Source organism: Carnobacterium sp. FSL W8-0810, assembly GCF_038007125.1.
GTDB lineage: Bacteria > Bacillota > Bacilli > Lactobacillales > Carnobacteriaceae > Carnobacterium_B > Carnobacterium_B inhibens.
Genome location: NZ_JBBOWO010000001.1, coordinates 185647 through 211904, shown reverse-complemented (window position 1 = coordinate 211904; position 26258 = coordinate 185647). Strand labels below are relative to the sequence as shown.

Genomic DNA, 26258 nt, shown 5'->3' with positions numbered 1-26258 from the left:
AATGCTGAAAAAAGATACAGTGAAATGGGCATGAAATTTTCATATAAAAACAGTATAGAGACCAGAAAGAATGGTATAAGCTGTTTATAATTTTAACCTATGATAAGGAGAATGATTTACCATGACAATGGAAATTCGATTGGCTCGTATTGATGATCGATTGATTCACGGTCAAGTTGCAACCGTATGGGCAAAAGAAACAAAAGTAAACCGAATTTTGGTAGTAAGTGATGAAGTCGCAAAAGATATGTTAAGAAAAACATTATTAAAACAAGCTGCTCCTCCAGGTGTTCATACAAACGTTATTACGATTGATAAAATGATTGCCATTTTTAATGACCCTAAATTTGATAGTTTCAAAACAATGTTATTGTTTACTAATCCTTATGATGCTAGAAGAGTAGTTGAAGGTGGAGTAGTCTTAAAATCCATCAATATTGGTGGGATGAGTTTTTCAGAGGGGAAAAAGATGATCACAAATGCCGTTGCAGTGAATAACCAAGATATAAAAGACTTGAAGTATTTAAGCAATCAAGGAATCGAGTTAGAGATACGTAAAGTAGCAGCGGACAGTAAAGTTTATATGATGGATTTATTGAAAAAAGAAAAAATGATATAACCTCTAGTCAAATAGGTTTGTTTATTCTAATTGCAGTCATTTTGGATAAATGGATCTATGACTTTTAGTGTGGATAGATTAGAGTATGTTTTAATACTAGTTTGACGAAAGGAAAATAGCCACTAAACAGACAAAGGCACGATAAACTATTGCGAGTTTATCATACCGTCTTGTTGCAAGAGGCCCAACTGTTTCGAAAATGGACTGATTTGACAATGAGATGGGAAACTATTGTCGCTTTCAACGCAGAATCTCATTTAAATTGGGGTATTGAACCTTGATTGGACTAACTCAGAACCGTTTACTATTTGAGTAGACGCAATAAGCTTTAATTCGATTAACTCAGAATCGTTTTTCATTTTAGTAGACGCAATAAGCCATAATTCGATTAACTCAGAACCACTTTTCGTTTGAGTAGGCATAATAAGCCATAATTCGATTAACTCAGAACCGTTTACCGTTTGAATAGACGCAATAAGCTATAATTCGGTTAACTCAGAACCGTTTTCCATTTGAGTAGACGCAATACGATTTAGTTCGACCAATTTAGAATAGGATACGAATTGAATGGATCAAATCTGAGAGATAATACCATTCTTTCCATTAACATTCATCTTAGAGAATTTGTCAAATAATTAAATAAAAGAACGGTATAGGGGTAAAGTTGTCCCTATACCGTTCTTTTTTTTGCTCAGTTATAAAAAAATCAAATTTGTCTTTTTAAATAACAAAATACTGGTATAATTAAAATTGGATTAACTTTTACAATATATTATTAGGAGCGGATTAAAATGGAACGAGTTTTCAATTTTTCAGCAGGACCAGCTATCATGCCGGTGCCTGTATTAAAAATCATTCAAAAAGATTTATTATCTTATCAAGGTAGTGGTATGTCGGTAATGGAATTGAGTCACCGCTCCTCTTTATTTCAATCCATTATAAATGATGCAGAATCACTTTTACGTGAATTAATGGAAATTCCTTCAAATTATAAAGTATTATTTCTTCAAGGTGGAGCGAGTTTGCAATTTACGATGGTACCATTAAATTTAGGGAAAACTAAAGTAGCCTATGTGGATACTGGAAGCTGGTCTAAAAAAGCCATAGAAGAAGCTCAAAAAGTGGAAGGCTTAACGGTAGACGTTATTGCTAGTTCTAAAGAAAATCATTATACTAAAAATCCTATTATTCCTTTAGTTGATAAAGAATATGACTATTTACACATAACAACGAATAATACTATTGAAGGAACGGTTTTTTTGAACATTCCAACTAATATAAATGTTCCTGTAGTTGCGGATATGTCTTCTAATATTTTATCGAGCAGTTACAATGTCTCTGATTTTGGATTAATTTATGCTGGTGCTCAAAAAAATATTGGCCCTTCTGGTTTGACGGTCGTTATTATTCGTGAGGATTTAATGGGGCAAAAGAATCAGTTACCTGCAATGTTGGATTATAAAGTTCAAGCAGATAATGGTTCTATGTACAATACGCCGCCGACTTTTGCGATTTATGCTGCAAAATTGATGTTTGAGTGGGTAAAAGAATTAGGCGGTGTTGCAGAGATAGAAAAAATTAATCGAACAAAAGCTGAATTGCTTTATGAAGCTATTGAAAACTCAGCATTGTATCGTTCTCCGGTGGCTGCAGAGTCACGTTCCTTGACCAATATTCCATTTATGACTGGAAAAGAAGAGTTGGACAAATTATTTATCATACAAGCTGAAAGCAAAGGATTTATGAATTTAAAAGGTCATCGCTCAGTAGGTGGAATGAGAGCTAGTTTATATAATGCTTTTCCATTAGAAGGTGTAAAAGCGCTAGTTGCTTTTATGAAAGAATTTGAAGCAAACGTAGGAGGAGTATAAGATGTACACTATTAAAACGTATAATGCAATAGCAGAAGAAGGTCTAAAAAAATTTGATGTAGAAAATTATCAATTAAATCAAACGGATGATCCGGATGGGATAGTGCTAAGAAGTCAAAATCTTCATGATATGAAGTTTTCAAGTCAGTTAAAGGCCATTGCACGTGCGGGTGCCGGTACGAATAATATCCCTATACAAGAGTGCACTGAAAAAGGCATCGTTGTTTTTAATACACCAGGAGCTAATGCAAATGCGGTAAAAGAATTGGTATTAGCTAGCCTGTTATTAGCGGTTCGTCCAATAATTGAAGGTGTAGAGTGGGTAAAAACACTTGAAGGACCAGATATAGATAAAAAAGTAGAGGCAGAAAAAAAACGCTTTGTAGGAAGTGAACTAGCAGGCAAGCAATTAGGGGTTATCGGTTTAGGATCAATTGGTGCAATGGTAGCAAACGATGCTTATCGTTTAGGGATGGACGTGGTTGGCTATGATCCTTATGTTTCGGTTGATACGGCTTGGAGTATCTCTAGTAGGGTAAAGCGGGTACTGTCTATTGAAGAAGTGCTGACAACTTCAGACTATATAACTGTCCATGTTCCTCTGTTAGATTCAACCCGAGCAATGATTAGTGCTGAGAAGCTGGCTTTAATAAAAAAGGATGCCGTTTTATTGAATTTTGCTCGCGGCGAATTAGTAGATCTGGATGCAGTTATTTCTGCTCTTAAAAAGGGACAACTAAAAAGCTATTTGACCGATTTTGCTGATGAGCGTTTGATTGAGATGGATAATGTGGTCGTGTTGCCTCATTTAGGCGCTTCAACCGAAGAAGCGGAAATCAATTGTGCCAAAATGGCTTCAAAGACATTAAAGTATTTCTTAGAAACTGGAAACATCGTTCATTCTGTCAATTTTCCGACAGTAGAGATGGTTCTTAATTTTCCACTTCGTTTAGCAATTATTAATCGAAATATCACCAATATGGTAGCGCAGATGTCTATTGGGTTAGCTGAATATGGTGTAAATATCGTGAATATTATGAATAAAAGCCGCGGAGATTATGCCTATACATTAATTGACATCGAATCTATTCCAGAAGAGAAATTAATGGATATCGTGAATAGAATAAAAAGTGTCGCAGGTATTTTAAGCGTTCGAGTAATAAAAAATGAGAGTATAAAATAGGAGGAGAAATCATGGTAAAAATCAAACCTTTTAAAGCTATCCGTCCAGAACCAACGCATGCCGGAGACATAGCCTCTCTTCCTTATGATGTACTGAGCACACAAGAAGCACGAATACTAGGGGATCAGAATGAAAAATCTTTTTTACACATTGATAAAGCAGAAATAGATTTAGCTGAAGAAAGCTCTCCATATGCAGAAGAAGTGTATCTAAGAGCGGTAAGCAATTTAAAAGAGTTCTTAAAAAAAGAGTGGCTGGTACAGGATCAGCAGGAACAATTCTATCTGTATCAATTGACCATGAATGGACGTTCACAGATGGGACTAGTAGTCTGTGCATCGATTGAAGATTATCTAGAAAACAATATCAAAAAGCATGAATTTACACGTGAAGAAAAAGAATTGGACCGCATTCGGCACGTCGATGCAACAGATGCGAATACAAGTCCAATATTTTTAACTTACCGGGATGAAGAAGCCGTCAATACACTGATTGAACAATGGGCAGCAGACCATGCGCCTGTTTATCATTTTTCTAGTTTCCATTCTGTTGAACATAAAGTATGGGTAATTGATCAATCAATTATTATTGATCAGTTAAGACAACTATTTGAACAAAATGTAACAGAATTGTACATTGCTGATGGGCATCATCGAACAGAATCAGCTGTTAAAGTAGCTTTAAAAAGAAAAGAAGCTTCTCCTAATACATCAATTGAAGAAGAATTTAATTACTTTTTAGCTGTCCTTTTTCCAAAATCGCAATTGGCTATTTTAGATTATAATCGAGTAGTAAATGAAGTGATTCCAGAAGATTTTTTAGAAAAGTTAGCGAATAAATTTGATGTTGAAAAAGTATCTTCTAGTTATAAACCGGTACAGCCAAAAACAATGGGAATGTACTTAAAAAAGGAATGGTACAAATTAACGATAAAACCAGATTTTATGTCAGATGACCCAGTAAAAGGGCTGGACGTTTCGCTTTTACAAGAATATGTCTTGACGCCATTATTCGATATCAAAGATATTCGAACAGATAAACGAATCGATTTTATTGGTGGAATCAGAGGAATGGAAGCATTAAGTGAGGCTGTTGATAATGGACAGTTTACAGTAGCTTTTTCAATGTATCCGACAAAAATCGACGAATTGATACGAGTTGCGGATAGTGGAAAAGTATTGCCTCCAAAATCAACTTGGTTTGAACCGAAATTGTTAAGTGGTTTATTTATCCATGATCTTGAAAGTAACTAAATAGTAGCAAATCATTAGGGAAGAACTTCTTTATTTTCTAGTAATTTACTATTTTTTATGTTAGAGTTAGGGGTAGAAGAAACGGTAGACAGGAGGGCAATGAAATTGTACGATACACTTTTAATTGCTGAACTAATTATTTCAGTTTTACTTATTATTGTAGTCGCTATGCAACCTACAAAAACAAACAATGCTGCTAGTGCATTTACTGGCGGGGCTGAACAGTTATTTGGGAAACAAAAAGCACGTGGATTTGAAGCTGTATTGCAACGTGCTACAGTAGTACTCGGAATATTATTCTTTGCGTTGGCACTTGCTCTTGCTTATATAGCAATTCATTAATGAACTTAGTGAAGCTACCTGAAAACTTCAGGTAGCTTTTTTTTCTAAAAAAAATATTTTTATCCAGACTAAATAGGGTAATTTTTTTAAAAAAGTCGTTTATAGTGTTTGAGTATGAAAAAATGAAGATTTACAGTAAAATAGTAGAATAAAGACTTACAAGAAACGAGGAGTAGAAATGGCAATACACTCATTTTTTTTTGAAAAGGGTCCTCAAGCAGTAATCTTGATGCATGCGTATTCCAGCACACCCAATGATGTACGAATGTTGGCAAGAGCCTTAGAGAAGGAAAATTATACGGTCTATGCGCCTTTATTTAAAGGGCACGGAACAGAAGATCCCGAAGATATTTTAGCAGCATCTCCAAAAGATTGGGTAAGAGATGCAAAAGAAGCTATCCACTTCCTAAAAGAAAAAGGGTATCAAGAAATAGCCGTTTTTGGGTTATCTTTAGGCGGCATAATCGCAACAAAAATGCTGGTTGATAGTGAACCGATAGTGGCAGGTGGAACATTTTGTTCACCAGTTGTAAACTTTCACAGTGAAAATAATGTTAAAGAAGCATTTTTAACATTAGTACGAATAATGAAAAAGAAAGCAGGTTATTCGGAACTAGAGATAAATGACCGAATGCCAGAAGTAGAACGTAAATTAACAAATCAATTAACTGAATTAAACGAATTAACCAAATCAATGGGAAATCAGTACAGTGAGATAAAGAAACCAGTTTTTATCGCGCAAGCTGGTCAAGACGAAATGATCAACCCGGAGCTTTCTATAGCTTTTAAAGAGTCATTGAAACAAGCTCCTGTGGTAGATTTTCATTGGTATGAAGACAGTAAACATGCTGTAACCGTGGGTGTAGATCGTAAAGCGTTGCAAACAGATGTCAGCAGCTTTTTAAAACAGTTAGATTGGAATGGAGGATAAAAAATGAATGACAAAAAAACACTAAAAGAAGCTATTTTAGTTTTTATGAACGAACAAAAGAAAGTTTCATTTCAAGTCAGCGATATTAGTGAAGGAATGGGTATGACTAGTGCCGCAGATTTTAAAATTCTTGTCAGTTCATTAGCTGAAATGGAACGAGAGGGCAAACTATTTTTAAATAAAAAAGGTCATTTTAAACTACCAAGCAATGATCCTGTCTTAACAGGTATTTTCAGAGCTAGTGATCGAGGATTTGGATTTGTAGCAATTGAGGATGAAGACAAAGATATCTATATTCCGCCTAATATGACCAACTATGCATTAGATGGAGATAAAGTTACAGTCGATATTATTAAACCTGCGGAACCGTGGTCAGATAAAGGTGCAGAAGGAAAAATAAAAGCGATTGTGGAACGCAATTTTACTCAATTAGTGGGTGAATTTTATGCTTACAGTGAAGAAGGAATCGAAGAAACAGGTTTGTATGGATACATTGACCCTCAAGATAAAAAAATAACGGATTTTAGAGTCTTCATTGAAGCAGAGGGCATCAAACCAGTTGACGGATCCATTGTTGTTGTTGAGATTACTTTGTATCCAGATGACGAATTTCCTAGAAGTATGCAAGGGTTAGTTAAAAAAGTCGTAGGACATATAAATGATCCAGGAATCGATATTTTAACGATTGTATACAAACATGGTATTCCAACTGAATTTTCAAAAGAAGCATTACAACAAGCGGATGAAGTTCCGGAGAAAATTAGTGAAGCGGATTTTTCGGGACGCCGTGATTTAAGAAATGAAGTTTTGGTAACGATAGATGGAGAAGATGCAAAAGACTTAGATGATGCAGTTGGATTGAAACGATTAGATAATGGAAATTACCATCTTGGTGTTCATATTGCAGATGTTTCCTACTATGTAACCGAAAATAGTCCTTTAGATGCTGAAGCATTTGAAAGAGGAACGAGTGTGTATCTGACAGATCGAGTGATACCAATGATTCCGCAACGTTTGTCTAACGGGATTTGTTCTTTAAATCCTAATGTAGACCGTCTAGCTATGAGTTGTGAAATGGAAATTACACCTGAAGGAGAAATCGTGGGACATGAAATCTTCCAAAGTGTGATCAAAACAACGAAACGAATGACTTATACAGAAGTCAATCAAATAGTGACAGATAAAAATCCAGTAACACGTGAAGAATACAGTGATTTAGTAGACATGTTTGAATTAATGGAAACATTGCATCATACACTTGAGAAAAAACGCAAGTCTCGTGGTGCTATTGATTTTGATACAAAAGAAGCAAAAATTATCGTTGATCCTGAAGGCAAACCATTAGATATCGTATTAAGAGAACGCGGCGTAGGGGAACGATTGATTGAGTCTTTTATGTTGGCTGCTAATGAAACAGTATCTGAACATTTTACTAGAATGGAAGTTCCTTTAATTTATCGTGTCCATGAACAACCTGATAGTGACCGCATGCAAAAATTCATGGAGTTTGTTACAGCATTTGGAATCACGATAAAGGGTACCAGTCAGGATGTTTCACCTAAGACTTTGCAAAAAGTAGTGAACAGCGTAAAAGGAAAACCCGAAGAACAAGTTGTTTCGACAATGATGTTAAGAAGTATGAAGCAAGCCAAATATGATGTAGAGCCATTAGGTCATTTTGGGTTAGGTGCAGAATTTTATTCTCACTTCACTTCTCCGATTCGCCGTTATCCAGATTTGATTTTACATCGTTTGATCCGTTCTTATGGAGAAAACGGAACGGGTTCTGCTCAAAAAGAAAAATGGGCAAATCGTTTACCGGATATTGCAGTCGAAACGTCAAAAGCAGAACGTCGTGCTGTTGATGCTGAGAGAGAAACAGATGCATTGAAGAAAACAGAGTATATGGCTGATAAAGTTGGCGAAATCTATGAAGGAATCATTGGTTCAGTCTTGAAATTTGGTATATTCGTTGAATTGCCGAATACGGTTGAAGGTCTGGTTCATATTTCAAATATGAAAGACGATTATTTCAACTACATCGAAGAACAAATGATGCTTGTAGGAGAACGAACTGGTGTGGTTTATCGCATCGGTCAAAAAGTTAAAGTGAAAATAACAAAAGCAGATCCTGAAACACGTGAGATCGACTTTGAATTAGTCCCAGATCCAGATGCGCCTAAATATGATGGACCAAAACGTTCAACACAAGGCAGAGGTCGTGGAAATAGTCAAAGACGCGGGAAAGAAAACGGGTCAAGAGATAGTTTTTCTGCTTACAAACCGAAATCAAAAGAAAAAGATAAAAAGAAAAGCAAACCTTTTTACAAAGATGTAGCGAAAAAGAAGAAACCTAAAAAGAAAAAATAACGAAGTTTGAATGCGTTAGGAGGCTATTATAAATGCCAAAAGGTTCAGGTAAAGTACTTGCACAAAATAGAAAAGCAAGCTATGATTTTTCAATATTAGATACAGTAGAAGCTGGGGTAGTATTGCAAGGAACAGAGATCAAGTCTATTAGAGCAGGTCGAATCAACTTAAAAGACGGCTATGCTAAGATTCAGAATGGTGAGATTTATTTACACAATGTTCATATCAGTCCTTATGAACAAGGAAATCAGTTTAATCATGATCCATTAAGAACGAGAAAATTATTGATGCATAAAAAACAAATCATGCGTTTGCTAGGAGAAACAAAATCTAGCGGAAACACATTGATTCCATTAAAAGTTTATTTAAAAGATGGTTATGCAAAAGTATTGATTGGGTTAGCTAAAGGGAAGAAAAAATACGATAAGCGTGAAGATTTGAAACGAAAAGATCAAAAACGCGAGTTAGATCGTGCCTTAAGATCAAGATAATAAATGCTGCTTTATCAAAGTCTTTACTGTTGACTTTGATAAAGTAAGTAATATAAAGTGAGTCTAAGAAATGAATGGCTTTTAAAAATTAGAAGTGAAAGAAGGACTACTCATGTCTGTTTATGATTATACGGTGAATGAAATTGGTGGGGAAGAAGTTTCACTATCAAAATACAAAGGAAAAGTTTTAGTAATTGTGAATACAGCAACGGAATGTGGGCTGGCTCCTCAATTAGAAAGTTTGGAAAAATTGTATCAAACGTATAAAGATCAAGGACTAGTTGTATTGGGTTTTCCTTCAAACCAGTTCATGAATCAAGAGCCTCGTGAAGGAGAGGAAATTGCTAGCTTTTGTCAGAAAAATTTTGGCGTGTCCTTTCAACTACACGAAAAAATATTATTAAATGGAAAAAAGGCAGCTCCTCTTTATCAATACTTGACTTCAGAAACGGGTAATAAAAAAATCAAATGGAATTTCACAAAATTCTTGATTGGTCGAGACGGAGAAATCATCAAACGATTTGGTTCAACAACTCAACCTGAAAAAATGGAAACAGATATAGCCGATGCAGTAGCAAATGGCTAACCAAATACTAAATGGGTCTTAGACAAACTGTCTTAGGCCCTTTTATTACTTTATAGCTCTATTAAAAAATGTGATAACTCTAAAGGAAAGGCCTTAGAACTAAAAAGAATGCACAAAGCAAAAAAATGATATAATGATTTGGTACACATTATAAAGGGGTGAGAGTCATGGACTTAACTAAAAAGTACTTAAATTTATTAGCTAAAGAATATCCTACTATTGGAGACACAACTACTGAAATTATTAACTTAGAAGCGATTATGAATTTGCCTAAAGGTACAGAGCATTTTGTTAGCGATGTTCATGGAGAATATGAAGCTTTTCAACATGTGCTAAGAAATGGATCAGGCAATATAAAAGAGAAAATCAAAGAAATTTTTCATAATCGTTTAAGTCAAAAAGAAATGAACAGCTTAGCAACATTAATCTATTATCCAGAAAATAAAATTCGTTTAGTCTGTAGTGAATTCGAAGATCAAGAAGAAGTAGATGAATGGTATAGGTTGACGTTGTCACGTTTGATTGAATTATGTGTATTCGTAGCTTCCAAGTACACGCGATCAAAAGTCCGTAAGGCTTTGCCCAATGAATTTGCTTATATCATTGAAGAATTGTTATCCAAAGACGGAAATGGCTATACTAACAAAGAAGATTATTATAGTGAAATTATTGGCAGTATTATTTTATTAGATAGAGGGTCTGAGTTTATTACAGCTATTTCTTATCTTATTCAACGTCTTGTAGTAGATCAGCTCCATGTAGTCGGTGATATTTATGATAGAGGCCCTTACCCAGATAAAATCATTGATACCTTGATAGAACACCATTCGGTTGATGTTCAATGGGGCAATCACGATATTTTGTGGATGGGAGCGGCAAGTGGATCAGCGGTTTGTATTGCAAATGTTCTACGGATCAGTGCTCGCTATGATAATTTAGAAATTATTGAAGATGCTTATGGCATTTCATTACGCCAATTGCTTACATTTGCCGAAATGACTTATCCAGAAGACTTGAACAGTTGTTTTTATCCTAAAATAGACCCCAATAAAGAAGATTATTTTGAAGATGAAATCCGCCAAATCACAAAAATGCATCAAGCAATCTCAGTGATTCAATTTAAACTTGAAGGAGAAATTATCAAGCGTCACTCTGAGTTCCAATTAGATCACCGCTTGTTGTTAAGCGATATCGATTACGAAAAAGGAACTATTACAATCAAAGGTACAGAGTATCCTTTATTAAATACAAATTTTCCAACGATTGATCCAGCTGACCCTTATACCTTAACACCAGAAGAAGAACTAGTAGTTGAAAAACTGGTTACAGCTTTTAAAAACTGCGAGCGGCTTCAAAAACATATTGCTTACTTATATAGCAAAGGCAGTATGTATCTGACCTATAATGATAATTTATTGTTCCATGGCTGTATGCCATTGACTGAAGATGGAGAATTTATGGGTATGGAGATTCAAGGAGAACAGTATGCCGGCAGAAAGTTGTTGGATAAATTTGAAGAAGTTTTGCGAAAAGGGTATTTAAATAAAGAACATAAAGATAATGAAAAGTATTTAGATTATGTTTGGTATCTATGGACGGGACCAGTCTCTTCTCTTTTTGGAAAAGACCAGATGACGACCTTCGAACGGTATTATGTTGCCGATAAAGCTACACATGAAGAAAAGAAAAATGCGTATTACAAGATGCGAAATGATGAAAAAACATGTGAAAAAATTCTGAACGAATTTGGATTAGATCCTCTTAAAGGTCACATCATCAATGGGCATACACCAGTGAAAGAAAAGCGTGGAGAAGATCCAATTAAAGCAAATGGACGTATCATTGTAATCGACGGTGGATTCTCAAAAGCTTACCAAGGTACCACTGGTTTAGCAGGGTATACACTTTTATACAATTCGTATGGAATGGTTTTAGTGTCACACCAACCGTTTACTTCTGTCAGTGAGGCAATTGAAAACGAAATAGATATCATGTCTACAAGAAGAGTTATCGACCGAGAACTAGATCGGAAAAAAGTAAGAGAAACCGATGTCGGCAAAGAATTGACTAAGCAAGTAAGCGATTTGAATGCACTATTGGCTGCTTACCGTAATGGGGACATTATTGAAAAAACTAGACAAAATTATACTGTTCTTAAGTAATGACCAATGGGTTAACAGAATGTTTACGTAAAACTAAACGGATAGTTACAATATCCCTCGGCTTTTTTGGTACAATTAAGAAGGATAAGAAAAGAATAGTTACCAATAGTGTACTGGAGGAGATTTTTTATGGAAGAAGGATGCACTTTTTATTTTGTCCGTCATGGGCAAACATATTTTAATCATTATAGAAGAATGCAAGGGTGGTCTAACACACCTTTAACACCTGAAGGACGAGAAGATGTCCGCAGCAGTGGAAGAGGATTAGCAGATGTAGCATTCGATGCTGCTTATACAACTGACTTGAGTCGTACGATTGAAACGGCAACCATTATTTTGGAAGAAAATAAAAAAGGAAAAGAAATGACGCTGCATCCTATGCCGGAGTTTCGAGAAGTTTTCTTTGGTTCTTTTGAAGGAAATGATGTAGATGAAACATGGGGAAAAGTGAATGAGTTAATGGGTTACTCAAGTGTAGCTGAGATGTGGGCTGAAACGTCTATCCCTGAGCAGATGAATGCTTTTAAAGAAGCAGATCCATATCATGACGCTGAAGACTTTTTAACATTTTGGTTAAGGGTCGAACAAGGATTGCTTAAGTTAATCGATAAACACCGTGATACAGGTGATAAAGTTATGATCGTAGCGCATGGAAATACAATTCGTTACTTACTGAATAACTTGGTTCCAGAACTTGAAAACCCACAACCTTTATTAAATGCAAGTGTTTCAGTGGTTAAATACTACAACGGAAGATACCATTTAGAAGCCTATAACGAAGTGGGACACTTTAAAAATTTAGAAAACTAAATAAATATTAGATTTACAAAAAGGAGATCAATATGGTACTGCCAAAAACGTTAGTTTTTTTCGATTTAGACGGAACATTGTTAAACAATAAATCTGAAGTAGATCAAGAAGTAACTGTTGCTTTAGAAAAGTTGAAAGAAAACGGTGGAGTTCCATTTATTGCAACAGGAAGAAGTCCACTTGAAATTCAACATGTACTCGATACAACACCCATTGAGTCTTTTATCACGTTGAATGGTCAATACATTATGTATGAAGGCAAGGAAATCTACCGCAGTCAAATGCCGCAAGAGTTGTTGATTCGCTTGAAACAGGCAGCTGATGAGCGTGGTCTAGCTGTTGCTTTTTATACAAGTGATAAAATTCGAGTGACACATACTTCAGAAGAAGTTGAGAGTGCGTATAATTTTATTCATTCTAAAAGACCACCTGTTGATGCAGAAATTCATTTAAATGAAGAAGTGCTGATGGCATTGATTCTAACAATGGATACGGCTATTGATGATCAACTTAGAGAGCTGTTTCCTGAATTGTCATTTTACAGAAATACACCTTACAGTATAGATGTTATTACGAAAGGCAATTCAAAAGCTACAGGTATACAAGAATTGGTTAAATTGATGAATTTTGATACCGTTCCTACGTATGCATTCGGAGATGGTCCGAATGATTTAGAAATGTTGACTCATGCTGATTACAGTGTAGCAATGGCAAATGGAATAGATCTTGTAAAAAATACAGCAGATTACATTACTTCTAGCCATATTGAAGGCGGAATTGTTGAAGGATTAGAATTTTACGATTTAATTAAATAAGTTTATTCAAAAAGGAGAGTGAGACAAAAAGCGTTTAGACCCGAATCACTGGAACGAATAAGCGCAGTATGGTCATCGACCATCGAGCATTGTTCGCGAAGTGGACGTCGGGTTTGCTTTTTGGAGCACGTTTTAGAATGAATATTCGTATAAAAAAAGGAGGCTAGGACTTTTGTCCTGGCCTCCTTTTTTTCGAAATTTTATACATTAATTATACAATTTATATACACAAAACAATTAATAAATGCATAAAATAAATATTTTATTCTTTTTTGTTGCATAAAAATTTCTGTTTGTTATAATGGGAATAATTAAAATTACGTGAAAGAAGGTTAATAATTGATGAAAGTCGGAATTGTTGGCGCAACAGGCTATGGTGCGTTAGAACTTATTCGCTTGTTGAAAAATCACCCAAGAGTCGAAGTTACTGAAATTGTTTCCCATTCTCATCATGGAGGACGGTTAAGCGATATTTATCCCCATTTAACTAAAGTTATAGAGAGACCGTTAACGGAATACGACCTTTCATACCTTGAAAAATCAGTAGACATCTTGTTTTTCGCTACACCGGCAGGAATCAGCAAATCACTGGTTCCAGAGGTTCTAGAAACATCCCTGCAGTGTATTGATCTAAGCGGAGATTTCAGGTTATTAAAAAAAGACTATGAAGAATGGTATGGAAAAGAAGCTGTTGCAAGTGACATACAAGAAAAAGCTGTTTTTGGCTTAGCAGAAATTTACAAAGATGAAATTAGACAGGCAACTTTTATTTCTAATCCCGGTTGTTACTCCACTGCTGCTTTGATGGGGTTGATCCCAATCATCAAAACAGGATTAAGATCAAAAAAAGGAATCATTATTGATGCAAAAAGTGGGACATCAGGGGCAGGCCGGACGCTTTCACGAATGACTCATTTTTCTGAAATGAATGATTCACTTGTCCCCTATAAATTTGGCAAGCATCAACATACACCTGAAATCGAGTACTACCTGTCAAAAGAGGCGAGCAAAGAGGTAACGGTAACGTTAGCAACTCACTTAGTACCAATGACTAGAGGATTGATATGCACCATGTATGTTCCTATAACACAACCAACGACTACCAAAGACATTTGGCAACTCTACAAAGATTTTTATACCAATGATCCTTTTGTCCGTCTACATCCTATTGGATCAATGCCACAAACAAAACAAGTTATCGGAAGCAATTATGTCGATATAGGTATTCATGTAGATGAACGTTCTGATCAAGTCATTATCGTTACAGCCATAGACAACTTGATCAAAGGAGCAGCAGGACAAGCCATTCAAAATATGAATTTAATGAATGACTGGCCCATTCAAGAAGGATTAGAATTCAGTCCAATATACCCTTAAAAAAGTGAGGAGATAAACTATGTTAACCGATATCAAACAATCCATACAATCATTTCAACTATTAGAGGATGGTCATGTAACCTCTCCAAAAGGATTTACCGCTGGAGGTGTACATACAGGTCTGCGAAAAGCTGCTCTTGATTTTGGCTGGATCCATTCAATTGTTCCTGCAGCAGCTGCTGGTGTTTATACCTTGAATAGTTTTCAGGCTGCGCCACTTAAATTGACAAAGAAGCATGTAGATACAGCGCAAAAAATTCAAACAATAGTCGTGAATTCTGGCAATGCTAATTCGTGCACAGGTGAAGACGGGATAAAAAAAGCTCAAGCAACAGCTGAACTCGTAGCTAAAGAAAAAGGAATTGAAGCCCATCTGGTAGCGATTGCGTCTACAGGAATCATAGGTGTTCCATTACCTTTTGCTCCTATCGAGAAAGGAATCCAATATTTGAACGATCCACTTTGCCAAAAAGCAGAGAACTTCGAACGAGCTATCTTAACGACAGACATTGAGACAAAACACTTAGCCATTGAAATGGAAATTGATGGAAAGAAAATCACGATCGGTGGAGCTGCAAAAGGCTCCGGTATGATTCATCCCAACATGGCCACGATGCTTAGTTTTATCACAACTGATGCTGTTGTTGACAGTAAAAGTTTGGAACAAGCATTAAAATCAACTACAGACCAAACGTTTAATATGATTACTGTTGATGGAGATTCGAGTACAAATGATATGGTCCTTGCTTTAGCAAATGGAACCCAAAATAATCAAATCTTAACGCAAGAGCACCCACAATGGACTAAATTCTTACAAGGTTTTCACTACGTGTGTAAAACGCTGGCTAAATCGATCGCTCGTGACGGAGAAGGTGCTACTAAATTAATCGAAGTGGAAGTTGTAGGAGCGACAACGATTGAGGCTGCTCGAGCAGTTGCTAAAACGGTTATTTCTTCAAACTTAGTAAAAACCGCTATGTATGGATCGGATGCCAATTGGGGCAGAATCATCTCAGCGATAGGATACAGCAAGCAAAAAATAGAGCCAGAACGAATAAAAGTGGCATTTGGTCATATACCGGTTGTTGCAAATGGAATGGGCGTTCCATTTGATGAAGAAGCCGTTATGCTTATATTGGTAAAGGATGAATTAAAGCTGACGATCGATTTGCAGCAAGGCAACTGCTCAGCGACAGCATGGGGATGCGATTTAACTTATGATTACATTCGGATCAATTCATCTTATCGGACGTGAGGTGAAAACATGGATATCTTGATCATGAAAATTGGCGGAAGTATACAAGATCAATTACCAGCGTCTTTTTATCAAATAATAGCCCAGTTGCAACAAACAAAAAAATGCTATCCGATAATTGTCCATGGTGGAGGTCCAATGATCAATCAATTATTAGAAAAACTAGCTATTCCGACTAGATTTGTCAATGGATTACGTGTGACCACACAAGAAGTATTAGCCGTAGTAGAAATGGTATTAAGCGGATCAATCAATAACGAAATCGTTACTCAATGTCAGATCCAACACTTGCAAGCTATTGGTATAAGCGGCATTGACCATGGATTATTAAAGGTAAGACCTATCCAGGCAACCGAAGATATTGGATTTGTGGGGGAAGTTACTGAAGTAAACACCGCTTTTTTAATGAATTTACTCGAAAACAATATCATCCCCGTTATTTCACCTATCGGAATGGATGAAAAAGGACAACACTACAACATTAATGGAGATATGGCAGCTTCTGCAATAGCAAAAGCCTTAGGTGGAAAACTTGCTTTTATTAGTGATGTTCCAGGAGTCATGGAGCGAGAACAAGGAATTTTAAAAGTGCATCCTTCCTTAACAAAACAAGAAGCCGAAAAGCTGATCGAAGAGGCAGTCATCACTGATGGGATGATTCCAAAGGTTCGTTCAGCACTTGGAAGTCTATCTAATCAGATGAATCAAGCTGTTATTTTGAATGGTTTGAAACCCGAAGACATCGCAAGCTATTTAAAAGGAAATGAAGTAGGAACAAAATTTGTCTATAAGGAGGAAGTGATGTATGGCTAAAGAAGAGAAACAACCAGCATTGATGGCTACCTATGCACGTTTTCCAATTACAATTGTTAAAGGAAAAGGGAGCTATGTATGGAATGATAAAAATGAAGCTTATTTAGATTTTACCTCGGGTATTGCTACTTGTAGTCTTGGGCATGTACCTGAACAAGTTAGTCAAAAAGTCCATCAACAACTAGAACTTCTCTGGCATTGTTCCAATTTATATGAGATTCCTGCTCAGACAAAGCTGGCTGAAGCACTTATCCAGCAGTCACTATTTGATCAAGTCTTTTTTTGTAATAGTGGAGCAGAAGCAAATGAAGCTGCTTTAAAAATCGCTCGTAAGTATGCAAAAGACCAAGGACACCCAGAACGAACAGCTGTAGTCTCATTCAAACAGTCCTTCCACGGAAGAACCTACGCCACGATGTCTGTGACGGGACAAGAAAAAATTCAGGTTGGATATGATCCTTTAATGTCTGATGTAAGATTTTTGGCATTTAATAAAGACTCTGATTTAGAAAAGATCCATGACGGTAAAACGGCAGCAGTACTATTGGAGCTGGTACAAGGCGAAGGAGGAGTCAACCCTGCACAAAAAGACTGGCTGCATTCATTACAAGCTATCTGTAAAGCTAACGATATTCTTTTGATAGTTGACGAAGTACAAACAGGTATGGGAAGAACTGGGGAATTATTTGCTTATGAACACTATGAGATCGAACCTGATGTGATGACACTTGCAAAAGGATTAGGCTCTGGCTTTCCAATTGGTGCAATGCTGGCAAAAGGTACTGTTGCAGCATCATTTACTCCAGGAACACATGGCACAACATTCGGCGGAAATCCATTAGTTGCTACAGCCGGCTTAGCCACATTAACTGAAATGACTATGCCAAGTTTTATGGAAGAAGTGAAACAAAAGGCAGCTGATTTCAAAGAACAATTAAATCAATTAGCTGATCAGTACAGTGTCATTACTAAAGTAAAAGGTATTGGTTTTCTGATTGGGATAGAAGTAAGTGTGGAAGCAAGAAAACTAGTGACGATGTTACAACAGCATAACGTTTTGACCTTGACAGCTGGGGACTCTGTTTTGCGTATTTTGCCACCGTTAACGGTTACGTCTAGAGAAATCGAATATTTTATTCAAAAATTAGAACTGGTCTTAATAGAAATTCAAAGAGAAAATAAACCAATAAATTGAATAGAAAGTGAGGAGTGAATTTATTTTGATAGAAAACAAGAGGAAATCAAACACAAAAAATATTTTACAAGTAGCAGACTTAACAGAACAAGAAATTCTATCACTGATCGAAGAAGCAATCGTTATGAAAGAACAAACCAAGGCTGGGATTCCACATCCTTATTTACATGGGAAAACGTTAGGGATGATTTTTGAAAAATCTTCTACACGAACGCGTGTATCATTTGAAGTAGGAATGACTCAACTAGGCGGGCATGCGTTATTTTTAAGTTCTAAAGATATCCAGTTAGGAAGAGGCGAAAGTATTGCGGACACATCTAAAGTTCTTTCACGTTATGTAGATGGATTGATGATTCGTACTTTTGGACATGAAATTATTGAAGAATTTGCTGAACATGCATCTGTGCCAATCATAAATGGGTTAACGAATGAACATCACCCGATGCAAGTTCTTGCGGATCTGATGACGATTTATGAGAAAAAAGGAAAGTTGAAAGGGCTGAAATTAGCTTATATTGGAGATGGAAACAACAACATGACTCACTCCTTGATGGAAGGGTCTGCAATTATGGGTATGAATATGCATATCGCAAGCCCAATAGGATACGAACCCTTAGAGGAAATTTTTCAAAAGGCTAAAAAGAAGGGTGAGCATACCGGAGCGAATATTCAGTTTACTAATGATCCGATTGAAGCAATCAAAGAAGCTGATATCGTGGTCACTGATGTATGGACAAGTATGGGAATGGAGGAAGAGGCAAATAAACGCTTATCCATTTTTCAGGATTACCAAGTAAATGTAGACCTTATCCAATATGCAAAAGGAGATTTCATTTTCTTGCATTGTCTGCCAGCACATCGTGGGGAGGAAGTAACGACAGAAGTGATTGATGGAAGCCATTCAGTTGTCTTTGATGAAGCAGAAAATCGATTGCATGCCCAAAAAGCAGTATTGAAAAGATTAATGGCAGATACATAAATTTTAAAAAGCTGACAGGAAACAAACTTCCTGTCAGCTTTACTGTATATAAGAATAGATTGATTAATTAGATACTTAATTGGCTAAAAGCAGCTCCAATAGCCTCTTGAATAAATAAAGCGGTTATTCATTCATTTGGCATTTTACTTTAGGCAAGCACATTAAAAGGGTATTGCAAAACGGTATAGAAACTTATTCGTTAGTAAGTGTTTTAACAGTATCCATAAATTTTTCTTGGCTTTGATTAAATTTATTGATTCCTTTTTGCATATTTTCTGTTGTAATTTCATAGTTTGAGGTATTCTCGGTTTGTATGATCGTTTCTAAGCCTTCTAAAGCTGAAATCGTGTCAGATGCACTAGATACAGCAAGTTCTTTACTTTCACTAAATTGTTCAGCAGTCGTTTCAGAAGTGGTAGTCAAGAATTGATTCAGAATTTGTTTGAACTCTGTGCTAGTTGTTGCCAATTCTTCTTTTGTCGTTTCTCCACTTTCGTAATTACTTAATTGAGTACCAAACATATTGATGTAATAGACATAAGATTTTTCATAGTCGTTAAAGGCTTCTTGGTAAGTGGTGTCTCCTTCAGATAATCCTGCTACAGTTTCACTAGATTGTGAAGTTGCTGAGGATTCTGAAGTAGCCGGTTCAGAATCGGTTTCATCCTCAGAATCTGTAACTGTAAAATAGATGGCAAGACAGATGAAAAATAAAAAGGTGAGACCTGCTGTTATCAAGAAAATCTTAAGTAATTTTTTGAAATCAAGATGATTATTGTTAGTCATAATACTCCTCCAAATAGGTTAATAGCTAAAAATATGTAAGCCAACCAACGTTCATTTAGCCTCTTAACACTAAAGTATGAAGAATAGTTTGTCAAAGATAAGCCCTATGACAGCACACAAAGCGAACGTATTTTCTTTTTTGTTAAATTGTGTTATACTACTCTTAGAGAGTTAACTAAGATGATTAATGAACTAAAAACGATCATCCTTCTGTAGACACATCCCACTTAGGGAGCGTTACGGAATCGACAGGTATAGGTCGAGCTTGGATCGCGTTTCGTAGGTTACGGCTACGCTAAAACGTTACAGTTAAATATAACTGCTAAAAACAATAATAACTCTTACGCTTTAGCTGCGTAATAACAGCTTAGTGTAGATCCTCTCGGCATCGCCCATGTGCTCGAGCAAGGGTCCTATAATCAGTGGGATACGCTAAACCTTTCCGTCTGTAAGTTTTAGAAGAGATCATCAGACTAGCAACGTATGATGCCTGTTGTGTGGCTAGTACTGCGCGAAACCTTAATTGCACAACTATGAACGTAGACGTCTAGGTGCCGATATATTTGGACAGGGGTTCGACTCCCCTCGCTTCCATAAAATGAAAGAGTAATGAATGCTGTTAAGTCAGTGTTTGTTGCTCTTTTTTTGTTGTTTAAAATAAGAAAACAACCTCGAACTACCTCGAACCTTTTTAATCAATTTCTAATAATTGATACCTCGAAAAGTGTAAAGGAGGAGTTAAATATCACAAATATATATAAAAATGATTCACTCCCAGATAACATACAACTCTTAAAAACTAACAATCACAATTCAAAATACGAGAGGAAAATACCGCCAGAAACAAATTGTCACATTTCTGTCACAAAAGCAAGAAGCCTAATTATAAGACAGCTTGAAATTGAAAATAAGCGAGAAAGAACAATCATAGACTATTTAAGATGGTTTGATTCATTCTTTGACTTTGCAGATGTTGAGACGATAGACCAAATTACAGCAAGTGATATATACGATTGGCTGGCACTAATGCAGGTAGCTGAAACTACTAAGAACATTCGATTAAAGGCTTTAAAAGCTGTTTTATCGAGGTTCTATGACAGAGGATACATGCCCGTTAAGTTTTGGGGAACTATTCGAATAAAAATAGATGAACCAACAAAGAAGGCGTCAAAAGATGATGACATTCAAGTTTTGCTTGATTCATTAGATTTAACAAGCTTTTTTGACTTAAGAGACGCAGTTGCAGTGATGTTGATTTATAAAACGGGTATTCGTAATTCGACCATGGCACAACTAAGGGAAGAACACATTGACTTTAATCGCTTAGTTTTAAACTTGCCAGCGGAAATTATGAAGAACAGAAGAAAACTAACACTACCAATTGATAGGCAGACTTCACAATTAATTCAGTCTTTGATAAAAACTAGTAATCAAATAAGAAAGAACTACAAAAAAGTAAATGACTTTATTTTTATCAATCGACTAGGTGACACAATTAACCAAAAAAGTAACTCAAATGTGATTCAAAAAAGACTTCACACAATAAGCAATGAATTAGGTATCAAGAACATTAACCCGCATTCATTGAGACGAGCATACGCTACCAATCTACTAAATAAAGATGTGAGTGTAGCAACGATAAGCAGGGCTTTAGGACATTCAAGTTTGAGTGTCACACATAAATACTTAGATATTGAAGAAAATGCGTTGGTAGAGGAATTAAGAGACTTATAAATGATTCGATCCGCAACAACTACAAAACTAAATACGCAAACAAAAAAACCTATTGAATAGCTGGAAACTATCCAATAGGCACATGCAACAGTATGCGACAACATACTAATGCTTTCCTTATTATTATATGTTAAAAGGGATGTACTTTCAACCATTGGAAGCTACAGGCACTAGTTAAGTTTAAACTACTAGTTGTTTGTAGCTTTTTTGTTTCAAAACTGTTTTAGGCATTTAATACTAGGCTACCTAAAGCAGTATAAACGGGGTACTTAACTCCCTAATGCTAGTTTTGTATAGTTGAGCGGTTAGTTATGCCGATAGTAACAGGTGATAGCGACCTTTAACGGCTAGGGTGGCATTCTGATTAGGTGCTACTTTCCTTCTTTTTCTACAAGCCTGCTTTAAACAAGTAGGAGGTGTGTTTTTAAAGCTTTGACACCACAGACAACCTCAAAGTGAATAAAAAGGTTGCACGGGCAGAATGGTGCGTAATTAGTGGTTTGGGCTATACTATATTTTAGCTTTTAACTCTTCATTAGGGTTAGACTACCTATTTTTAGTAATAGCCCTAGCAAATTAAAAGTTACTTAGACAATATTTTTTCTTTTTGTAGAGCAAACTCTTCATTAGTAAGGATGCCATCTTCAACTAGAGTATGTAGTTTTTTAATTTCGTCGGCAATATTTGAATTAATTTTATTATTATTATTAGAAACTACATTCTCATCTTTAGATTTTTTGCCTTCATGTAAAATGACTTTTAGTTGTCCTTCCCACTCGTTAGCTTTATCAAAAGCGTTTTTAAAAATACTTGAATTTTTTAAAATAGGTTTTTTAACATCTAGAAAAGTTATTGTTTTAATAGTCTTTTCGTTATTGCTCATTAATATTTTTAAACTTATTTTAGAAATAGATTCTTTAGATGTGGTTTTTCCAGAAAGCCCTCCAATTACAGCCCCTGCACCACCTGCTAAAACACCTCCAACTAATGCACCACCAATTTGGCTACCGCGAGAGGTATTAGTGATTGTTTCACCATCGACAATCAACGAAACTTCTATGATATCTTCAAATAAGTATGATGTAGGTGAATATGTATTAATTAAATTATTATAAACCAAGTATGTTATTTCTTCATTTTCTTTGTCTAAAACATACACATTTTTATCAGGTTGAGTATGACTTAAAGTTTTTTCGATATCGTACTCATATACAGCTTTTTCTAATGATTCTGCTAACTTATTATCTTCTGCGGTTTGGATAGCTGCTAGAATAAAAAGAATAAATAATGAACCTAACATTATTAAAACAAGATATATCATTGTTAAAACCTCCAATAGTAATTTTTTTAACTAATGTTATTATACACTATTAATTATTTAGAGGTGTTGTTAAAATTTCAAAAATTTTATAAACAATAAAGCGTTATCATAAAACAACTGTTATAATCTAGGAGTAATTAAAATAATATATAGGAGGATAAACTTAATGAGTTTACACGAGGACGAAGGGAACATAGGAAGATATATAGAAGAAGTAAAAAGAAATAAAAAACCAGAACAAGATGTTTTCTTTAATTTTATTGAAGAAGAAGATGAACAAAATGGACGGTATATTTTATATATACAACCTTTAAGAGAAAAAAATGGAAAAAGAGAAGCATTAAAAAGACCAGAACTAATATCAGTATTTTCAAATGAACAAGCGAGATTAGATTCAAAGAATGCCATTACTAAAAAGTATCTAGAAAATTTTACAAAACCAGAAAAACCATTGTAACCACCTTACAAACCTTGATATATAGACCGTGTGAGAGAACTTGAGAAAAGGCTTACATTATGTTATAATATGTATAAGTTAAGTAGCAGTTAGTATATAACTTTCATCCAACTTAAAATGAGTTGAAGCCGTCCAAGTAGGACAACAGGGCTTTAGCTTATTTTAGTTTGGATAAAAATGAAAACATTTATGAAAACAAGTAACAGCAACAACAAGAGAAAAGGGGAAATAAATATGAATAATGAAGGTTATTATTTTAGTTACAGCTTTAATCAATTCAAACACTTAGAACGGGCTGGAATAAAATATATTGCTACAGGTTTTGCTATTTCAAACGGAAACCACCAATTTTGGATGTATAAGCGTAACGATCAGTTGGATAAAGTTTTGAAAGAGTACAAACAAAACCCTTCTTTTACACCAACCTATCAAAAATCGCTACACGATATTTGATAGGTTGCGCCAAAAGAAGCAAAGGCGCATTGAACTAGTTAAAAGATTCAACAAAGCTATCGCACGTTTTGTTACTTTTGCGTGCAGGTGGTTGGCTTTGCTTTAGCAATGCCTACCAGTTGGTGTCAAAAGTAAGGTCTTTAAATAAGAGTGAAATTTCTAAGGTAAACCAATTCACTCTTAATATATTTAGGGGTTTATTACGAGTGATTTGGTTTACCTTAGAAAATACCGTATACATACGGAAAAAGAGGAGAAATTTAAAAATGACAGAGAAGATTTTTACAAAAGCAGAAGCAGTAGAATTGTATGGGACAGAAGAACAAAAGGGACATTTTAAAAAATATAAAAAGTTTACAAACAAGAAAATTGAAGATGCATTAATCAAGACACTAGAACAACATTATTCGGTTGTTGAGAAGGTTAAGGTTGGGCGTTCAATCGCTTATAAAGTCAGTGGGAAATTAGAAGAAGCAAAAGAACGCAAAGACAGTAGAGTTTCCAATGGTGATTGGAGCAAGGCATACACTAAAAATATGGATATTGTAGTTGTTTCAATTTTGGAACAAGAAAAAGAAAGTAAAGCAGACCAAACTTTAAACGATTGGTTGCTTGATTTTAACTTAATCACACCACAAGCACATGACTTACTAAAGTCACGATTTAATGAAGAAATAAAAGAGCGTCACTTGCTGGAATTAAAGGAAAACAAAATTATTAAAACAGGTGAAGAGCGAGTTCTAATTGACTACGTAGAAATGGTTTTGAAGCTTCAAGGAGAACTTGCAAGTACACTAAACCGCATGAGTAAAGCTAAAATCATTGAATTTTATCCAGTATTTTGGGGCTATAACGGTGAAAAAATACAGCTTACACCCGAAACGCACAAAAGAGTTTTGAAGTTACGTAAAAAATTAATGGAACAATATGGCATTACAAACGAATGGCATATAGCTAACCATAAAAAAACTGAAAAAGTTAAATTGTTTTTAGAAAATTACAGCATACAACTAGAAAAAGTTACAGATGATAAAGGTAATGTTTTAGGCTTGAAGAATGTTTATAAAACGTACGCTGTAATTTTAAAAGCTACCAAAAAAGCTACAATTAAATACTTAGAAAAGTATGCAAAAGAAGCAATAGAGCAGTACAAAGAAGATTCTTTAAATTATATTAAAGAAAATAAAAATAGTTTTGCTAAACATAGATTTGAACATACAACAAAAGAAGCAAAAAATAAAGAATCAAAGTTTTTTAAACCAAAAACAAATATTGAAGCTATAGAAAAGTTTGGCGCAGGCGCTTTTAAACCAAAATTAGAAAACTTTAGCGATAGTCAGCGTGATTACTATGCCTTATACTTCAATCATTTATATGTAAAGAGAATTCAAGAACTGGAAAAACATTACGGACACAAATTTTTAGAAGCCTAGAAAGGGGTTTATTTAGCATGCACAAAAATGAAAATATGAGCGAAGAAGTTTTCAATAATTTGACCAAAGTTGGTTTTGGTTATCCATTCAAGTGGAATGAATATTATATATATAGAACTACTAAAGATAAAAACTTGAAAGATTTAATTGATTACAAATTAAGTTATATCATCACAAAAGATAAAAGCGGAAACTTTAACGCTATGATTGAAGAGTTTAGACAGCGTTTTGACGGTTACGACCTTCCTACAAGGGGGTTAGATGATGAAATTTGTAGAGGTGCAGGACAGTAGGGTAAAAAATTCTATTAGTCTATTCGAGTTTATAACAAAAGTTCATCCTTTTGCTTACTTTACAAGGCAAGCAATAAAGATAGGGCTAACAACTAAAGATGAAATGTTGAAAGAAGCTTTTGAGTTGAAGCTTGAAAGTTGTTTAAAGGACAATCCTAGAGTAAAAGACCAAGTAAGAGACGTACAAATACAAATAAGAGTTGAACAGGCAGAACAAGAAGAACTTTGGTTCTGGTTAAACAGATAAACGATTCGATCCCGACAATAAAAAAATAAAACAATTAGAAAAGGAAGTTATAAAAATGACAGATAAACTAAATAAAGCTATTAAGGATTTACCCCCATTCAAAAGAGAGTTCGTATTTTTCAAATACCCCCATTTAAGATTTTTTGGGTCAAAAGTAGAAACAGAGGCGCAACTAATGAAAGCTACAGGAAGAACAACTATGGGAACATTCAATAAATTTGAACGTTCAGCAGAGTTCCAGCGCATTGAAGCTTTAATTTTACAGCAACAAGTAGGCAAAGACATTATGGAAATTTACGGCAAGGTAAAAGAAAAGGCACTTTCCGGAGACCGTTTGGCAGTAGCTGACTTGTTGAAGTTGAGTAAAGCTATCGATCAGATTGTGATAAAAACAGATGAAGCACCAGCACCAGTAGAAGTTATTAAAGTAGAAGTTGAAGAAGATTTTGAAGATGACTTAATTTAAGAAGGAGGTTGCTTTG

The 26258-nt window shown here is 35.2% G+C and carries 26 protein-coding genes and 1 other RNA gene; 25 read left to right on the top strand and 2 right to left on the bottom strand.

The genetic code is table 11. The features are described from left to right. Window positions 1-121: 121 nt before the first annotated feature. The 17 genes from NST49_RS01110 to argF all read left to right on the top strand — a co-directional run bounded on the left by NST49_RS01110 (window position 122) and on the right by argF (window position 19052). Window positions 122-619 carry a mannose/fructose/sorbose PTS transporter subunit IIB gene (locus tag NST49_RS01110; protein ID WP_034538215.1) on the top strand — a complete coding sequence of 166 codons (498 nt, stop codon included), beginning with the start codon at window positions 122-124 and terminating at the stop codon, window positions 617-619. A gap of 791 nt (window positions 620-1410) precedes the next feature. After that, window positions 1411-2490 (top strand): 3-phosphoserine/phosphohydroxythreonine transaminase, encoded by a 1080-nt coding sequence (serC, locus tag NST49_RS01105; RefSeq protein ID WP_187948903.1) that lies wholly within the window; start codon window positions 1411-1413, stop codon window positions 2488-2490. A gap of 1 nt (window position 2491) precedes the next feature. Next, complete coding sequence (locus NST49_RS01100) at window positions 2492-3673, top strand: 3-phosphoglycerate dehydrogenase family protein (protein ID WP_187948902.1); 1182 nt, start codon at window positions 2492-2494, stop codon at window positions 3671-3673. Window positions 3674-3684: 11 nt separating this feature from the next. Further along, a complete protein-coding gene (locus NST49_RS01095) occupies window positions 3685-4926 on the top strand; it encodes a DUF1015 domain-containing protein (protein WP_341046602.1) in 1242 nt (413 codons plus the stop codon). A gap of 105 nt (window positions 4927-5031) precedes the next feature. Then, window positions 5032-5268: a preprotein translocase subunit SecG gene (gene secG / locus NST49_RS01090; protein WP_034538220.1), complete on the top strand. Its 237-nt coding sequence runs from the start codon at window positions 5032-5034 to the stop codon at window positions 5266-5268. A gap of 178 nt (window positions 5269-5446) precedes the next feature. Continuing rightward, window positions 5447-6199, top strand: coding sequence for an alpha/beta hydrolase (locus NST49_RS01085; protein WP_341046600.1), 753 nt, complete (start codon window positions 5447-5449; stop codon window positions 6197-6199). Window positions 6200-6202: 3 nt separating this feature from the next. Beyond that, entirely contained in the window at window positions 6203-8569 is a 2367-nt protein-coding gene (gene rnr, locus NST49_RS01080; RefSeq protein ID WP_187948900.1) for a ribonuclease R, read from the top strand. Between the two features lie 32 nt (window positions 8570-8601). After that, window positions 8602-9060: an SsrA-binding protein SmpB gene (gene smpB, locus NST49_RS01075; protein WP_034538225.1), complete on the top strand. Its 459-nt coding sequence runs from the start codon at window positions 8602-8604 to the stop codon at window positions 9058-9060. 112 nt (window positions 9061-9172) lie between these two features. Continuing rightward, window positions 9173-9646, top strand: a complete 474-nt coding sequence (locus NST49_RS01070) for a glutathione peroxidase (protein WP_341046592.1) — start codon at window positions 9173-9175, stop codon at window positions 9644-9646. Window positions 9647-9813: 167 nt separating this feature from the next. After that, window positions 9814-11808 carry a fructose-1,6-bisphosphatase gene (locus tag NST49_RS01065; protein WP_341046590.1) on the top strand — a complete coding sequence of 665 codons (1995 nt, stop codon included), beginning with the start codon at window positions 9814-9816 and terminating at the stop codon, window positions 11806-11808. A gap of 129 nt (window positions 11809-11937) precedes the next feature. Then, complete coding sequence (locus NST49_RS01060) at window positions 11938-12618, top strand: histidine phosphatase family protein (protein ID WP_035021463.1); 681 nt, start codon at window positions 11938-11940, stop codon at window positions 12616-12618. Between the two features lie 32 nt (window positions 12619-12650). Then, on the top strand, window positions 12651-13433 hold the full coding sequence (locus NST49_RS01055) for a Cof-type HAD-IIB family hydrolase (RefSeq protein ID WP_187948897.1): 783 nt from the start codon (window positions 12651-12653) through the stop codon (window positions 13431-13433). A gap of 342 nt (window positions 13434-13775) precedes the next feature. Next, window positions 13776-14810 carry an N-acetyl-gamma-glutamyl-phosphate reductase gene (argC, locus tag NST49_RS01050; RefSeq protein WP_341046582.1) on the top strand — a complete coding sequence of 345 codons (1035 nt, stop codon included), beginning with the start codon at window positions 13776-13778 and terminating at the stop codon, window positions 14808-14810. Window positions 14811-14829: 19 nt separating this feature from the next. Then, window positions 14830-16065 (top strand): bifunctional glutamate N-acetyltransferase/amino-acid acetyltransferase ArgJ, encoded by a 1236-nt coding sequence (argJ, locus tag NST49_RS01045; RefSeq protein WP_341046581.1) that lies wholly within the window; start codon window positions 14830-14832, stop codon window positions 16063-16065. A gap of 9 nt (window positions 16066-16074) precedes the next feature. Next, on the top strand, window positions 16075-16878 hold the full coding sequence (argB, locus tag NST49_RS01040) for an acetylglutamate kinase (RefSeq protein ID WP_341046579.1): 804 nt from the start codon (window positions 16075-16077) through the stop codon (window positions 16876-16878). Continuing rightward, complete coding sequence (locus NST49_RS01035) at window positions 16871-18073, top strand: acetylornithine transaminase (protein WP_341046577.1); 1203 nt, start codon at window positions 16871-16873, stop codon at window positions 18071-18073. The genes argB and NST49_RS01035 overlap by 8 nt, the downstream gene beginning before the upstream one ends. A 25-nt stretch (window positions 18074-18098) precedes the next feature. Further along, entirely contained in the window at window positions 18099-19052 is a 954-nt protein-coding gene (gene argF / locus NST49_RS01030; protein ID WP_341046576.1) for an ornithine carbamoyltransferase, read from the top strand. Between the two features lie 192 nt (window positions 19053-19244). Here the strand turns inward: argF and NST49_RS01025 are convergent, their stop codons facing one another. Beyond that, complete coding sequence (locus NST49_RS01025) at window positions 19245-19838, bottom strand: hypothetical protein (protein WP_341046575.1); 594 nt, start codon at window positions 19836-19838, stop codon at window positions 19245-19247. Between the two features lie 230 nt (window positions 19839-20068). On the opposite strand from NST49_RS01025, the gene ssrA reads away from it, so the two are divergent. Further along, window positions 20069-20435: a transfer-messenger RNA gene (ssrA, locus tag NST49_RS01020) on the top strand. A gap of 12 nt (window positions 20436-20447) precedes the next feature. Continuing rightward, window positions 20448-21572 carry a tyrosine-type recombinase/integrase gene (locus NST49_RS01015; RefSeq protein ID WP_341046572.1) on the top strand — a complete coding sequence of 375 codons (1125 nt, stop codon included), beginning with the start codon at window positions 20448-20450 and terminating at the stop codon, window positions 21570-21572. A 583-nt stretch (window positions 21573-22155) separates the two neighbouring features. On the opposite strand, the gene NST49_RS01010 is transcribed toward NST49_RS01015, so the two are convergent. Continuing rightward, a complete protein-coding gene (locus NST49_RS01010; RefSeq protein ID WP_341046570.1) occupies window positions 22156-22893 on the bottom strand; it encodes an SHOCT domain-containing protein in 738 nt (245 codons plus the stop codon). A gap of 166 nt (window positions 22894-23059) precedes the next feature. Between NST49_RS01010 and NST49_RS01005 the strand changes: the two genes are divergently transcribed. From NST49_RS01005 to NST49_RS00980, 6 genes are all read left to right on the top strand, one after another. Next, window positions 23060-23350 (top strand): hypothetical protein, encoded by a 291-nt coding sequence (locus NST49_RS01005; RefSeq protein ID WP_341046567.1) that lies wholly within the window; start codon window positions 23060-23062, stop codon window positions 23348-23350. 234 nt (window positions 23351-23584) lie between these two features. After that, on the top strand, window positions 23585-23803 hold the full coding sequence (locus NST49_RS01000) for a hypothetical protein (RefSeq protein ID WP_341046564.1): 219 nt from the start codon (window positions 23585-23587) through the stop codon (window positions 23801-23803). A gap of 266 nt (window positions 23804-24069) precedes the next feature. Further along, window positions 24070-25236, top strand: a complete 1167-nt coding sequence (locus NST49_RS00995) for a hypothetical protein (protein WP_341046562.1) — start codon at window positions 24070-24072, stop codon at window positions 25234-25236. A gap of 17 nt (window positions 25237-25253) precedes the next feature. Continuing rightward, window positions 25254-25529 (top strand): hypothetical protein, encoded by a 276-nt coding sequence (locus NST49_RS00990; RefSeq protein WP_341046560.1) that lies wholly within the window; start codon window positions 25254-25256, stop codon window positions 25527-25529. Further along, window positions 25501-25776 carry a hypothetical protein gene (locus tag NST49_RS00985; RefSeq protein ID WP_341046558.1) on the top strand — a complete coding sequence of 92 codons (276 nt, stop codon included), beginning with the start codon at window positions 25501-25503 and terminating at the stop codon, window positions 25774-25776. The genes NST49_RS00990 and NST49_RS00985 overlap by 29 nt, the downstream gene beginning before the upstream one ends. A gap of 55 nt (window positions 25777-25831) precedes the next feature. Next, window positions 25832-26242 (top strand): hypothetical protein, encoded by a 411-nt coding sequence (locus NST49_RS00980; protein WP_341046556.1) that lies wholly within the window; start codon window positions 25832-25834, stop codon window positions 26240-26242. Window positions 26243-26258 lie beyond the last annotated feature (16 nt).